Here is a 15,090-nt window from a genome sequence, read left to right on the forward strand (position 1 = left end):
GGCGGTATTAGGCGGATTGAGTGATGCCGAAAGCTGACGTGGCACGGGTGGAGTCGCTGCCTTCGGTGACGAGTTCGATCACTTCGGGATTCGATTTGAGAACCTCCAGCGCGATGTCCACGTCGAGTTCGTGCCAGGGATGGGGGTGCGTCGGCTGCTTGAAAGCAGCGAGTCGCCGAAGCTCTCCGGACTTCAGGTCTACTTCGATCCATCGCTGCTCCTCCAGTTTCTTGAGAAACGGAATGAACAACGTGTTGGGAGGGTCGTCGTTGAAATGCTTGAGCCATTTCTCGCCGATGCTGCCCACGGCCGTGATAATCTGATCCCGGTGAGTCGCTCGATTCCGTAAGAGATGGAAGACACCGTCGAGATTGCGGACGGTGGCCTCCTTCCCCGCCTGGTTCAGGAATTGGTGGACGAGCACCAGGAGGAAGGACTCGCCTGCGAGGGAATCGCGTTTGGTTGCTGGCAAGACCAGCTTCCTAGCTTTCGAAGCCGCTGGGTGGAAGAGATCGAGGTCGTCGGTGGGAAGTTGGACGACTTGCTGCTTACTTGTGCCCGACTTAATCTTTGTCGCGGGCTGCTCTTGCTCTTCGGCGGCTCGGGCGTGGTTGAGTTTGAGTAGTCGGATTAGGAGTTCGCGGCGGGCGGTGGGGTGGAGGGTGTGGCGGATGCGGTCGTTTTCGGGGAGGAAGTCTTGGTCGTAGAAGCCGTGGTCGAGGGCGATGGCGGGGCCGTCGTCGGAATTCTGGTGCCAGCCGTAGGCGGCGAGGACGGCTTCATCGAGGCGGATGTGGAGGCGGCGGAGTTCCTCGATGGCCTCGCGGGCCTGGTTCTCGTTGCGGAGGCCGACGACGGCGTGGAGTTGGGGCGGGACGTTCTCCTTGGTCAGCCAGTCGGCGGATTTGCCGCGCTTGGCGTAGAGCTTGGCGAGGCGGGCTTCGAGGTCCGGGGCGTGGAAGAGGTTGTAGAGGTCGGTGAGGCCGAGCCAGAGATCCTGCATCAGGCCGCGGCGGTATTCGTGATACTGCTCGCCGATGGCGTCGAGGGCCTGGAGCATCGGGTCGTCGGCGTGCTTGCGGCCGGGGCGGATCGAGGCCGGGAAGGGAAAGGTGAGGAAGCACTCGGAAGGTGAATAGCGAAGCCGCGTTTCAAGTGATCCGCTGTATTTTCGCGCCCAGATTTCGTGAATCGTGCTCTGGACAGCCGTAAAGTCGTGCCAATCAGGTGTTGTGAAAACAAACAACGCGTGAGTGAACACTCGACCCGTAGGCGATGCGGTGAAGGAAAGGTGCTTTGTAGTCGCTGCTGCCACAAAACAACGATCTACGAGTCTGAGCGCAGCTTGAAGGTTTGGTGACCGTTCCGCGAACTGCCACCATTTCTCCCGCCTAACAGCTCGCTTGTCCTGATCTCGAACCGGTTTTACTAGCGTTTTGACCCGGTCAAACGCTTCGCCATACTTCGCCGCTTTCTCTACGGGCCAGTCGAAGAAGTTGATGATCTTCCTGCCCGGCGACTGAAGTGGGCTGCCGTTTAGCTCTTGTCCGTTCAGGATTGGGAAGATGATTTCGGCAAGTCGAGAATCCTTCTCAACCATTTGCTTGGCTTCGTCTTCGGAGAGGAGGAAGCCATCTCCAAGGAAATGGCATCCGCTGAACATGCGCTTCTCGTTTCCTTCTTGATGCTTAGGCTTGCCTTGGTCGCGGTAGTCTTCGAACAGGGCGCTGATAAACGGAACCTCTTTGTCGTCGAGAACTCGCTTTTGAGCCCACTTGCCTTTGTGCAGCGAAAGAAGAGCCACATAGAGGTTGGCAACTCCCGGCCACCGGGTGCCGCTCGTTACGAAAACGAGTTCCCCTTCCTTGGCGAGTATCTGCTCTAGTCCGTCTTCCCGAACATCCCCGTCCTTGATCGAGTTCGTCGTGATGAGTGCCAAGAATCCGCCCGGGCGGATTAGATCGTAGATCCTACGAAGAAAGTAGACGACGAGATCGCTTATTCCGGTGGGCGCATACTCCCACCTTACCCATTCGCAGAAGGTATGTCCGTAGCTGCCACTGAGTGCCTTGTCGCCAAGGTAGGGCGGGTTCCCGAGAATCAGATCGAAGCCACCGGCATCGACGATGTCCCAGAACTCGAGGAACCAGTGGGCGAAGCTCTTGCGGCGGGCGACGACCTGGGCGGCGGCGATTTCTTTGCCGGTGGGATGGAGGCCGCCGAGCCACTTGCGGTAGAGGTCGTGGGTGACGTGGCGGCCGTCGTATTCGGTGGTCTTGGGGAGGTAGAACTGGGCGACCTGGGCGTCGGCAAGGAGGCGGAGGTTGCGCAGGCGCTGGTCGTTGCGGAACTTCTCGTATTCCTCGCGGCGGTGGTAGTAGTCGGCGGCGTCGAGTTCCTCGGTGTTTTCGAAGTCGCGGTAGGCCTGGTCGAGGGCGTGGATGTCCTGCTCGACGCGGCCGGCGAAGGGCAGGGACTGGTGGCCCTTGCGCTCGTCCTTGTTGCGCTTGCGCAGCGAGGCGGCGAGTTCCTTGTCGTCGCCGGCGAGGGTCTTGAAGGCTTCGTCGGGGATGCCGCGCTGGAGTTCGGCGCGGTGGGCGAGGCCGACGATGGCGTTGCCGCACTTGATGCGGTGGTCGAGGAAGGAGAGCGGCTGGCCGGGGACGTGGGCCTCCAGCCAGAGGGCGACCTTGCACAGCTCGACGGCGAGCGGATTGAGGTCCATGCCGTGGATGCAGTGGCGGATGACGTCGCGGATGGCCTCGCGCAGGGCGGTGGGGCTGGGTTGCTCGTCGCCGGTGCGGACGATGGCGAGTTCCACGCCGATGCGGCGGGCGGCGGCGAGGAGGATGTGGCCGGAACCGCAGGCGACGTCGCAGACCTTGAGGGCGAGCAGGGCTTTCGCGCGGTCCTCGGTGGTGGGGTGCTTATCGTGGATCTCGCGGATGAGGTGCTCCAGCGAGTGCTTGAGGAGGGGCTGGACGAGTTCCTCCGGGGTGTAGTGGGAGCCGGTCTTGGAGCGTTCGTCGCCCTTGGCGAGGCGGAAGACGAGTTCGTCGTCGTGGATGTCGATGGCGGGCTCGAACTCGAGCAGCCCTTGATAGACGGAGCCGAACTCCTCGACGTTGAGCGCGGCGTAGTTGACCCTCATGCGCTGGCCGGTGTCCGGGTGCTTGAAGAGGGTGAGGCGACGGAGGCAGCCGAGGAGAGTGGCGTTGTCGAGCGTGGCAGAGGCTATAGGGCCTAGCGAGCGGGAGTCGAAGAGGTCGCCGCCGAGGGGATCGATACCGATCTTTTTCCCGGATCCTGATTCGTCGAAGATGCGGAAGAGGGCGGCGAGGGCGAGCCAGGCGTCGGTGTGGCGGGCATCGGCGAAGTGGCCGTGTTCGGAAAGGCGGCGAAGCCGGGCAAGGGCGTAGCAGCGGGCGTAGATGTCGCGCAGCCGGCGCGGGGTGTCCGGCGGATGGATCAGGCCCCTTTCCTCGATGACCATCAGGAAGAGGAGGCGATAAACGAGCCGGAGGAGGTGCTGGTAGAGGTCGCGGGCGAAGGGTTTCTCGGTCCCGGCGGGGCGGGCGGCGGCGAGCTGGCGGAGGGCGTCGTTTTCCGGGTGCTTCAGGAAGCCGTTGGCGAGGTCGAGGACGATGCCTTTGACGGCGTCGCTGAGGCCGTCGCGGATGCGGGAGCCGTCCTCGAGGGAGTCCTGGTGGTAGCGCTCGATGATGGACTCGCCGGCGGACTCCATGCGGACGGGCATGCGGGAGGCGTGGAGCAGACGGTAGAGGAGGGCGAAGTCGGCGAAGAGTTCGTCGGTGAAGATGCGCTCGAGGTCGAACTCGATGAAGGAGAGTTTGATGAGACGGGAGGAGTCGCGGAGCAGGCGGAGGGTGCGGCCGTTGGTGACGAGGGCGTAGAGGTGCTCGGTGAGGTTGAGGTATTCCTGGACGAGGCCGTGGGGGGACATCCGCTGCTGGCCGGGAATGCGGACGTCGAGGGTGGAGCGGTCGGGCTTGATCGAGGGATCCGTGTGGTTGGGCCCGATGATGTGGACAGGGAAGCCGCCGCGGGTGGAGTCGCGGTGGGAGATGGCGTAGGTCTTGCCGGAGAGGGATTCGCTGTCGGCAAGCTCGGTCTGGTAACCGAGCAGGCCAAGGAAGGGGACCATGAAGAGGTTGCGGGTCTCGGTGGTGCCGGAGGCACCGGGGCGGAGTCGGTCGAGCCGGCCTTGATAGGCGGTCCAGAACGCGCGCGCTGCTCCCCATGCCTCGGCGATGTCGTCCTTGACCTTCGAGCCGGTTGGCAGGCCGAAGTCCTTGGGCGACTGGCCGGATTTGTCGCCGCGCTCGATGGCATCGAGGATGTCGCCAGTGAGGATGGCGCCTTCGATGCGGATAGAGGGGTGGTGCATGGTCTAAATAGAGGGTGCCCAGTTATCAGGGATCATTGATCGGTTGGAAGATTGGGCTGAGATAGGGTGGCACTGTTGGTGAGGCCCCATCGGAATAGCGCTCTGTCCAGCGTCCGCGGGTTGATGGCAGGGTTCTCTGACTGAGCCGTGGCTAGCAATTGTCTAAACCACTCCCGATAGACGTCGTAGAGATGCCAGTGCCCGCCTCTTGGAATGGAGGAACCTCGGGCCGGGAGGTAGATTCCACAATGGAACCAATGGAATGCTCGGTTAGTGTGGACGTCGAAAATGGGGGTATCGAAGAGGACGTGGCTCCAGAAGATTGCGAAAACGGGCGAGGTTTCGGGGAAGGCGTGTCGGAGGGAACTCTCGGTCGGATCTGACACGGACTTCAGCATCGCGAGGAGCTTCTGAAACGCCTTCTCTTTGTTGGAGGAGAGTGGCATCGGTCGGTTGTTCCCGACGTTCTTCCATTCTGTGAGTTTACGCAGTGCAGCGGGGGTGCCTGCGCGACCGGCGGCGATAAATGGATCGTAGTAAGAGATGTCGTAGGCCGTGGGGTAGGTCGCAGCCCACTTCTCAACAAACGTTGCGTTGATCTGGGCCGGTGTTGGTGAGGTGCTGTGCATCGGAGGGGATTAGGATTTGAAGGGGGCGGGATCGGGTTTCAGGTTCCGCTCCTTGGCGGTGGCATGCTCTACGACAAAGGGGAGGCCGGAGAAGTGCTTCGCGACGCCCGGGGCGACCAGGACGACACGCCCTCGCGCCTGCTCGACAGTAGAAATGAGGTTGGAACCGGTGATGGATTGGAGGGCGGGCATCTCGAGACGAGTGGAGACCGTGATTAGGAGGTAGAAGATACGGCGAGGATGCTTGAGATCGATAACTGTCGTTGCGATCTCAAAGAGGCAGGAAATCTTCGCGTTATCTTGCGGGATTGATTCACAAAGTGATCCAGAGCGAATAGCTTGGCGAGATTGCTCCCTGGGCCGTTATAAATGACCTGCCAGTGTGTGCAGTCATGGAGTTTGATGCAAATCACGCGCTCGGAGATTTTGCGAAAAGCGAAGGAATTTAAGCGAGTGGTCTTTATTTCCACGTGTCGGTCTTTTTCGTCGATTCCGTCGTAACCCGTGTTCTGTTTGGATTGTATGGTGATTCCAAACTCCTTGGCGGCAAGAAGTTCACCGATGTCCCCGATGAGTCGGCCATCCAGGGTGAACTTTAGATTGGGAGAGTAAGGTTTCGCGGCCCTTCGAAGTTTGGAAACCCCAGTATCCAGCGCTTGCAATGCGTCTGTTATATCAGCAGGAAGTCTTTGTTTTGCGTGGTTCATGGAGCCGACAGGATCGAGAAAAGGGAGGATGCGTCATTCCAAGGCAAGACAGTGGCTTGAGTTCGTTTCTGGGGAATAGCGCCGCCGTAGACGAGCCACGGGGTGATTTCACGACCGGGGAGGTTCTCACGCCAGTAGTTGAGGCCGTCGAAGAAGTCGGACGCGATGGTTTCGCCGGATTTGACCTCAATCGCCTGGATCTCCGTCGGGCTGGTCTCGACGAGGGCATCGACCTCGCGGCCCTGCTTGTCTCGAAGAAAGTGGAGGGAGGGCTTTAAACCACGGTTGGTCTGCGCCTTGAGCAGCTCGTTCATGACCCAGTTCTCGAACAGGGCGCCCCGTTGGGGATGAGCGGTGAGGTGTTCCTGCTTGCGGACGCCGAGTAACCACGCTGCAAGGCCGGGGTCGCAGAAGTAGAGCTTGGGTGTCTTGATCAGACGCTTTGAAAAGTTGCTGAACCATGGATGCACGAGGAAGACGAGATGGCTGGCCTGGAGAACGGAGAGCCACGAATCTGCGGTGACACGGGTAATCCCGGCGTCGCTGGCGAGAGAGGAGATATTGACGAGCTGACCGATGCGGCCGGCACAGAGCTGGACGAAGCGCTGGAAGGTGGCGAGATCGTGGATGTTGAGAATCTGCCGGACATCCCGCTCCAGGTAGGTGCCGATGTAGTCCTGGAGCCAGATCGAGGGTTCGATAGGTCGGTCGTGAACCGGCGGGAAGAAGCCGGAGTAGAGGAGCTGATCCACCGTTTCCGGGGCGCGACCGGCGGCCTGGAGTTCACCGAGGGTGAAGGGGAGAAGCGTCAACATCGCCGAGCGGCCGGCGAGACTCTGGGTGATCGACTCGATCAGCTCGAACTGGCTCGACCCGGTAAGGATGAATCGTCCCATGCGACGCTCGGCATCGACGACGCCTTGGAGGTAGGAGAAGAGGGCAGGTGCCCGCTGGACCTCGTCAAGGATGGCGCCGTCTTCCGCCTGGCGCAGGAATCCGCGGGGATCCTCCGTGGCGAAGGCGCGGGTGTCGGGATCCTCGAGCGAGAAGTAAGGGGCATCAGGCAGGAGCATCCGTGAGAGAGTCGTCTTTCCCGACTGGCGGGGGCCGGTGATGGTCAGGACGGGGAAGCCCGAAAGCCTCTCCCGGGCGGCCTCCATCGCGGTGCGACGGACAGGCTCCGGAGGGATGGCGGGGGCGTCGGAGAAAACGGTCATGACTATTTGTATAGTGAGGTGTTCAAGTAGTCAAGTTGCTGGCTTTCAGGCAGGCAACAGCACGTAGACGCCGAGGGTATCCATGGGGAGAACCGGATAGACGACTCCATAGCGGCGCTTGTTGACGAGGGCGGAAAACCGCTCGTGGGCTTCGACAAGGTGCTGGGACCGGCTTTCGGCCAAGGAATCGAAGTCCTTGCGAAGGCCCGGGAGGACCTCGAGACGCTCCTCGATCAGGCGGGCCTTGCGCTCGGAGGCTAGGTCGCCACCTGCGGTGGCGGATACGAGCAGCGCATTGGCCTCCTCGGAGCTGAGGAACGAACTGTCGCCCGGGTCCCCGCGCCAGCCCCAGAGGAGCATCTCCTCGGCGACGAGTTGGTGGCCGTTGCCGCTGGTCTTCTCCTCGATCACGTTGCGGCAGCGGAACAGGATGATGGTGGTCGCCGTGTCGACAGCGGGGGTGCGCAGTACGGCGGCGCGTGAGGCCCCACCCGGTTCGCGGGTGATGCTGCGGGCGAGGACAAGCTGGCAGAGCTGCTCGACGAAGGGGTGGTTGCGGCCGAGGTAGCGATGGCCCTCCGGGGTGGGAGAGATGAATGAGACGAGAAGTTCGGGCTCGGCCGGAAGCAGGCTTCGAGCAGCCGGAGGGAGGTTGGCCGTGTAGAGCCGGTAGCCGTCCTTGGTCGCGTCGATCTGAACGCCGAATAACGAGCGCAGCGATTGAGTAACGAACGTTTCCACGTCCGCGGGATTCCCGATCGCTTTGCCTGCCTCCTCGAGATCCTGTTCGATCTCATCCGGCTTGATCGCGTTCTGGGCGAAGATGGAGCGGGACGTTTCCACGAGCTGCTTGGAGCGCTCGAACTTGTCGGAGACTTCGAGATCGAGCTTCTTCGCTTCGTCGAACTCCTCGAAGGAGAACTCGATCTGGTCGTCCTGGCGCCTGGCCGAGATCTTCCTGTCGGGGTTGAGGAGCAAGGACTGAGTGATGGCGTCAATGACGCCTTTGCTGTCCTCGGGGAAAGGGACGTTGATGCCAGTGGCCCGCTTGATTTCGCGGACCTTGCGCAGGATCACGTCGAGCACCACGCCGTCCACCGGGTTGTCCTTGGAGAAGAGTAGGTAGGCCTTCACCTCTTTGGCCGTCTGGCCGAAGCGGTCTACGCGACCTTCCCGCTGTTCGAGCCGGTTGGGATTCCACGGCAGGTCGTAGTGGAGGACCGCGGTGAACAGCGAGTGGAGGTTGATGCCCTCGGAAAGGCAGTCGGTCGCAATCAGGACGCGGTGCTTCGACCCGGCCATGGCCTCGATCCGCTCGCGGCGGAGGTCGTCTGGATCCTCGGAAGTGACGACCTGCACGTCGATCTTCGGGAAGTCCTTGGCGAGCAGGGCGCGGAGGTGGGTGCCGAGGTAGTCGGCAGTGGGGATGTAGCGGCAGAAGAGCACAGGGTGGTAGCCCTGCTTGAGCCAGTCTTCGACGATGAGGCGGGTGGCCTCGAGCTTCTGGTCGTGCTCGGCTCCCCCAAGTTCGGAGAGCTCCTTTTCGAACTCGCGCATCCGCTTCTGCTGATACTCGGACCAATCGGTAGTCTCGACGAGTTCGGTGGGAGCGAGGTCGGAGTCGAGGCCGTCGGGGCTGTCGTGGACACGGTCGCGGGCCTGATCGAGGTCGGCATCGTCCAAGTCGCCACCAAGTCGGTCGCGGCGGTTCTGGAGCATGGCAATGCCCGCCGCCGGGCTCGACATGATGCCGCGCAAGAGGCCTAGAGCGGTCCAATAATGGACACGCTGGTGGCGGGCGTCGCTATCGCCGGCCACGAGCTTGCGGGCGAAATCAAGGCACTTGTCGAAAAGCACGGCGTAGCGCGGGGAGAGATCGTAGTCGAACTCGCCGGGATCGCGTTTCGGGAAGGGGGTGGTTTCTCCGAGCCACTTCTCGACGTCGGCGCGGCGGCGCTGAATGAAATGGCGGGCTAGCTCGCGGCGCCGCTTCTGGTCGGCGTGGGCGACGTCAATATTCTCGAACTGGCGGTCGAGCAAGCCGATCAGGGAGCCGAACTCTTCGCGCTTGCCGGAGTGCGGGGTGGCAGTGAGGAGGACGAGGTGCTGGTCGGGCTTGTCGGCGAGCGCCCGCAGCAGGGCATGACGTTGTTGCTGGGACGCCGCCGCACCCTGTGGCCGGGCGCAGGCATGAGCTTCGTCGCAGATCACCAGTTCGGGAGCCTCGGCGAGGAAGACGGCTCGGCGGTGGTCCGACTTGATGTAGTCCACCGAGATGATCTGGTAGGGGTAGTAATCGTAAACCGAGCTGTCGCCGTGGATCTCGCGGTCTAGGCGGGCCTGGGTGTTGGAACGGATCACCACGGCGTCGATGCCGACCTTGTCCCGGATCTCCTGCTGCCATTGGTCACAGAGGTGAGGTAAGCAGATGATCGCGAAGCGGCGGACGGTGCGCCGTTCTAGCATTTCCTTCAGAATAAGGAGCGCCTCGATCGTCTTACCAACACCCACATCGTCCGCCACCAAGAGGCGGACCCGTTCCTGCCGAAGCGCCATGACGAGCGGCACCATCTGGTAGTTCCGGGGCCGGAACGACAGCTTTGCCAAGCAGCGGAAGGGGCCGGCGCCATTGCGGAACGAGAGGCGGGCGGCGTCATTGAGCAGGCGGGCATGCGCGAAGTTACCTAGATCCGCGGAGGTAGGAGACTGGAATACCGCGTCGGTGGGGTGGTCAGGACCTTCAGCGAGAGGTAGATAGATGCCGGTGGTTTCCTCCTCCGAGCCACCCAGGGGTCTAAGGATCAGCAGTTCCGGGTCATCGGAAGGTTGGACGACCCAATCCCGGGCGCGGACGGTGACGAGGGATCCTGGCTGGTAGCGTGGGGTGGCGGCAGGCATCAGCGCACTTTCTTGAAGATTTCGGGGTATTTGGCGATCACGGCTTCAAGGGGCTCCTTGTAGTGCCAGACGATGACTTCCTCGCCTTTATCCTTGAGGGCTTTCCGCTTCTTGGTGTCGGCCGCCATCACATCGGGTTGGTCGTGGACCGAGCCGTCGCAGAACACCCAGGTGTCCGGTTTGTAGTGAAAGTCCGGTTGGGCGTAGATGTCGGTGCAGTATTTCTGCCCGCTGTCCGGGAGGCGGAGGCCGTGTTTGTAGAGGTGGTCGAGGAACGACTTCTCGGTGGACGAATTCGGGTCATACTCACCGAGCAAGCGCTTGTACTGGTCGTCGTAGGATTCGGTCGATGACTTGACCTCGATGTGGCAGGAGGCGAGACGGTCGAGAGCGTCCCGGATGAGGAAGCGGTCGAGGACGAGGTGATTCCGCTGGTTGTAGTAGCTGAGGAGGTCGTCGTAGGAGGCGCGTTCCTCGTAGTCCTTGTCGTCGTAGCGGCAGATCTGGATGGCCCGCTTCACAACGGTGCGGAACGCGTCGACATCCGTGGCGAGCTGCGAGAGGACGCCGAGGCTGCCTTCCGCCGCTTCGTAGAGGAAGATGTTCGGGCAGTCGGTCTCGCCCATGCCGACGACGCCCAGCTCGGACGGCTCGATCTGATAGACGTGCTCGATGGCGCGCTTGAGCGCATACTGGAGCGAGAGCACCCCGGGGCCGTCGAGGGCGAGCCCGATGACCGGCTCGATGTAGAGCGCGTCGGCGGTGGTGTGGGTCGCCACGCGCACACGGCGGATCTCGTTCTCGGTGTCAGGCTGGTCGGTGCTGGTTTTCCAGAAGCCCGTCACGAGATCGAGCGGGAAGCCTTCCTCCTTCTTGCTCTTGTCGCCAAGGTTCACCTGGATCAACCGGGCGGCCGGGATGCAGGATAGGTTGAGGAGGGCATCGGAGCCCGCCTTTACCTGGGCACGAAGGACGCGGGACATGTCGCCATCCGGGACTGAGAAGTAGGTCTGGATGTTGTAACCGAGGCGTCGGCGCTCCTCCTCCTCGCAGGTGATGTGCTCGCGGGGCACGGCCTTAGCTTCTGTCAGGGGCAGGACGTCGGGCAGATCCTTGCGGTGCTTGTCGGTGGTCAGGTCGGCGCTGGTAAACGGGCACTGGTCGAGGGAAGCGTCGTTCTCGTCGAGCCAGTAGCCTGACGAGGTGCAGACCCGAACAGGGCGGAGTTGGCTGGCGATTTCCGGGAGGATCACCTGGTTCACGGCGTACTTGTCGCCGTTGTGGTAGATGATGTTGCCGGGGCCGAACTCGCGCAGGGCAATCAGCCGCGGCCGAGAGATGTAGTCGCCACCCGTGGCGCTTTCATTGACGAAGACCCGGACCGGCAGCCTGGCGAAGTTGTAGCCGGGGAGGAAGGCCTCCGAGGCAAGGTAGCGGAACACGTAGAACTCGGTCATTTCCGAGTGGCCGCCCTTGGAGTCGTTCTTGAGGAGGGCGAGCTGCGTCGTGGCCTGGTCGACCAAGCGCTTCAAGTTCCGATACTCTTTGCTCTGGGGTGTGTGGATTCCGGCGTCGAGGTCCTTGGTGGCTCGGGAAAGGGTGTTCCGCGCTTCCTTGTACATGATCCGCCACCGCTCAAGCGCGCGGTCCAGATCCTTTGCCAAGGTGCCGACGCAAGTAACCGCCCACTCGTCGGTGTGCCAGAGTTCGGCCGCCAGAATTGGCGCCAAGGGCCCGAGGAGCTGATGGAAGTCGGCGGCGATCTCGTGCTTCTTTTTCTCCGAGACCGTGAGTGCTGAGACGATCTCGGGCCTGAGGGGGCATCCGGGGAGATTCTCGTCGAGGACCTCAGTGACGGAAGTAGTGACGCCGGGCATCCCGATCTCCGACAGTGCGAAGGCGCGGAGGTGGGATTCGGCGAGTTCCTGGTTCCGGAGGTCGATGCGGGGTGCTTCGACCGAGCCCGCAACGAGGCCCTCCTTGTCGCTGAAGTAGTGGCGATCATGCGGCGAATAGGTGGAGCAATAGGTGAAAACAAGAGCGGCCTGGCCACTCCGGCCCGCGCGACCACTGCGCTGGGCGTAGTTGGCCGGGTTCGGCGGTGCGTTGCGCATGTGCACCACGCTGAGGTTGGCGATGTCGATGCCCAGCTCCATGGTGGGCGAGCAGAACAGGGCGCTGATGGATTCGTTGCGGATGCGGTCCTCGTCGATCTGTGGCGGTGATTTTTCGGTGAACCAGTTCGCCCGGAAGGCGTCCTCGCGTTCGAGCCGCAGGGTGTTGTTGAGCTGGCCGGTGTGATCCTGACCGATCAAGTTTTTCAGCTTGGAGAAGTCGGTCTGGTAGAGCGCTTGGAAGAAGGAGTTCGGCTCCTCCTGGAAGGGCTTGTAGGTGCGGACCTTGACTTCATCGCGCCGCACCGTCTTGCCATCCCCGGCTTTCCACAGAATCTGGTCGATGCGAAGGCGGTAGACATCGGTCTCACCCCCGCCGGCGGCCCGCGCTTTCAGGGGGGTGAGGTAGCCGGCGCTCACCAGCGCCCTGAGGAAGGGGGCGATGAACGCGTCCCAATCCTTCTGACCGATCTTGGAGTCGGGGAAGCAGTTCTGCAGGAACTGTTTGGCAAACTTTCCGTAGGCGCTGATCAAGCTGACGGAGCTGCTGCGGCGCAGATCCCTTGGGTGAAGTTTTCCAATGCGGATAAACGACGGGAGGTAGGCATTGTCTCCCTCGAAAGTCCACGGCTTGCGGAGTTTCTCTCCGAAGTCCTTGGCCGACTCGGCGATCTTGTCCGCCTCTAGCAGCTCTTTGCTGTGAAGCGCGTATTCGAGCCGGAAGTGGTCGAGGGTGGTTCTCAGGAACCTGATCCGGTCGTTGACGTCCATGTCGCAGACCCATGGCACGGATTTCCAGCCGCTCTCGTGGCCTGCGTTCTCTGCGAGCGACACGTAGTCGACTTCGAGGAGGGCGCACTTCTCTAGATTGGGCAGGATCACACGCCAGCCGCGGCGGAGGTCGTAGATGGCCTGATAGAGCAGGTAGTTGTCGAAGGCCTTCTCGAACTGCTGTCGGACGGCAGGGAACGGATCGGGGTCATCGATCCGGGCAAAGCTGCGGAGAGGGAGAGCCAATGCCTCTCGGACGCGCGTGCCCAGCTCCTTGAAGGTGAGGCTTCCGGCGTCGGTCACGGCTTTTGCAATGGCGGCCCGGATGCGGACAACGCGCACGAAGTCGTTGAAGTGGCCGGCTTGGAGCGCCGCGTCCTGGCGGTTGTCGGTGAAACTCAGGAGTTTCTGGTCCCGTACCGGGAATCCCTGCTGGTCGAGGCCCTGCAGGACGAGGAAGGAGGTGATTGTGGTCGACGTGCTCCGGCCCTCGTTGCCGAGCGTGGTCAGCTTGGTTCGCTCGTTGGTATTGCCTTCAAAGAAGAGGCCGGCGGTGGGATCGAAGAGGAGTCCTTGCGGGGCGCAGGTCATGAACCAGCCGCGGAAGGGGAGGTCCGAGGCGTCTCCCATCTGGTAGTTGCCCTTGGCGTCGTAGGCGATCCGCTGGGGCATGCGGCCGTCGTAATTTTTGGCGACGCGGGTGCCGTGTTTCACGGAAGTCGTGAGCCAAGCCGTAGGCAGGCTGTCGAGATCGGTGCTTGGGTTCCAGATCTCGTCGCCGCCAGGGATAATGTAGCCGATCTCGTGGCCCGACTCGGGGGGGAGCTGATCGGTGAACTCGCGTGGCGTGAGCCGGTGTTCCTGAAGGCTAGCCGTGACGCAGATGTAGGTGTGTCCCGACGCCCGGCTGAAAACGTGGGGGAAGAGGAGTTTCTCCGATTCTCCGGGAGCCCCGTGCCGGACACCGGGCTCCAAGGTGATGAAGCGGGTGCCGGGCGGTTCGAGGGTGGCGTAGACGGATCCCGTCTGGGCGAAGAACTGGTGAAGCCGATAGGGGAGGTAGGTGTAGCGCTTTCCCTTGGCCAGCAGGTCGACATTGACTTGGCTGATCCAGGTAAGGAGATCGCGGAGGTGGGGGGCGCACTGATCTGCCGAGGCTCCCGAGGCCTCCGACAGCTCTTTCGCGATTTCCGGGAGGCTCCTTGGGCTTCCACGCCGGAGCCGCAGCTTGCCGTCGTCCAGCGGCTCCTCCTTCAGGGCGATACGGTTCTCCAGCCAGACCGCCGTCGCATCCAAGGCGAGATTCTCTTCTGGCAGAGTGGGATCGACGCCCCCTTGAATCGCGGAGGCAAGGGCCTGAGCTCCGGGAACGGAGTTATCGCGGGCAAGCGAACGGGTGAGGGTTTCCGCGATGATTTGATCGGGTTCGAACTTTTCGCCGAAGATTGTCTGGGCGACCGTCGCGATGGTCGCCTTCTGGTCTGCGGTGCTCCCCTTCGACGCCATTGTGGCCGACGTTCCGATGGAAGTGACGGCGTGCTTGGACCGGCCTCGGATGCGCCGGATGAGCATGCTGACATCCGCGCCCTGGCGCCCGCGGTAAGTATGCAGCTCGTCGAAAACGAGAAAGCGGAGGTTTGCGTAGATCGAGTCGCGCAAGTTCCGCTCGGTCTGCCGCGTCAACAGCAACTCGAGCATCATGTAGTTGGTCAGCAGGATGTCCGGCGGCGACTCCAACACCTTGATCCGGTCCTCCCGGAGCGTCTGACCGGTGTAGGCGGCATAGCGAAGAGGGAACTCCTTACCCATTTGCTCCTGGTAGTTCCGGGCGAATTTCCCGAGCTCCTCGATCTGGGAGTTGATCAGGGCGTTCATCGGATAGACGAGGATCGCCCGGATGCCGGTGCCGTGGCCGTCCTTGAACAGATGGTTGAAGACGGAGCCGAGGTAGGTCACCGACTTGCCGGACCCGGTGCCTGAGGTAACCACGAAACTGGTTGGCACGGCACCGAGGCGGATAGCCTCCACCTGGTGGGTGTAGAGCTGGTAGCCGCTGAAAACCTTCTCCACTTCCGGGTGCAGCACACCCTCGTCGACCAGCTCCTTGACCGAGTTTCCCGGTTCGAAGGCGGGGTTGAACTGGACCAGCGGCGACGGCCACAGTTTTCCCTCTTTCAGTTTCGCGGTGACGGTGTCGCGGATGTCGTCATCCTCGATGTCGATGAAGCTCTGGATGTAATCCTGATAACGCAGGACGACTTGATCGTGGAGCTGGAGTGTGTCCATTGAGGGCTGGAGCGCAAAATGCGTGGCTAAATACCTAAAAACCACACATCAAGGTGGCAA

General features: G+C 62.1%; 7 protein-coding genes. All 7 read right to left on the reverse strand.

What is annotated here, in order from left to right; translation table 11 throughout:
- Positions 1–7: 7 nt before the first annotated feature.
- Genes KF712_03150 through KF712_03180 form a run of 7 tightly spaced genes read right to left on the reverse strand, consistent with a single transcriptional unit; the run spans position 8 to position 15,030 of the window.
- On the reverse strand, positions 8–4,408 hold the full coding sequence (locus tag KF712_03150; protein MBX3739963.1) for a hypothetical protein: 4,401 nt from the start codon (positions 4,406–4,408) through the stop codon (positions 8–10).
- A gap of 32 nt (positions 4,409–4,440) precedes the next feature.
- Complete coding sequence (locus KF712_03155; GenBank protein MBX3739964.1) at positions 4,441–5,037, reverse strand: hypothetical protein; 597 nt, start codon at positions 5,035–5,037, stop codon at positions 4,441–4,443.
- 9 nt (positions 5,038–5,046) lie between these two features.
- The gene (locus tag KF712_03160; protein MBX3739965.1) at positions 5,047–5,229 is read right to left on the reverse strand and encodes a hypothetical protein; all 183 of its coding nucleotides are present in this window, start codon (positions 5,227–5,229) and stop codon (positions 5,047–5,049) included.
- A gap of 23 nt (positions 5,230–5,252) precedes the next feature.
- Positions 5,253–5,744 (reverse strand): hypothetical protein, encoded by a 492-nt coding sequence (locus KF712_03165; protein MBX3739966.1) that lies wholly within the window; start codon positions 5,742–5,744, stop codon positions 5,253–5,255.
- The gene (locus tag KF712_03170) at positions 5,741–6,961 is read right to left on the reverse strand and encodes an ATP-binding protein (GenBank protein MBX3739967.1); all 1,221 of its coding nucleotides are present in this window, start codon (positions 6,959–6,961) and stop codon (positions 5,741–5,743) included. The genes KF712_03165 and KF712_03170 overlap by 4 nt, the downstream gene beginning before the upstream one ends.
- Positions 6,962–7,006: 45 nt before the next feature.
- Positions 7,007–9,859: a DEAD/DEAH box helicase gene (locus tag KF712_03175; GenBank protein ID MBX3739968.1), complete on the reverse strand. Its 2,853-nt coding sequence runs from the start codon at positions 9,857–9,859 to the stop codon at positions 7,007–7,009.
- Positions 9,859–15,030, reverse strand: coding sequence for a DEAD/DEAH box helicase (locus tag KF712_03180; GenBank protein ID MBX3739969.1), 5,172 nt, complete (start codon positions 15,028–15,030; stop codon positions 9,859–9,861). The genes KF712_03175 and KF712_03180 overlap by 1 nt, the downstream gene beginning before the upstream one ends.
- Positions 15,031–15,090 lie beyond the last annotated feature (60 nt).

The organism is Akkermansiaceae bacterium, from assembly GCA_019634595.1.
Taxonomy (GTDB): Bacteria; Verrucomicrobiota; Verrucomicrobiia; order Verrucomicrobiales; family Akkermansiaceae; genus Luteolibacter.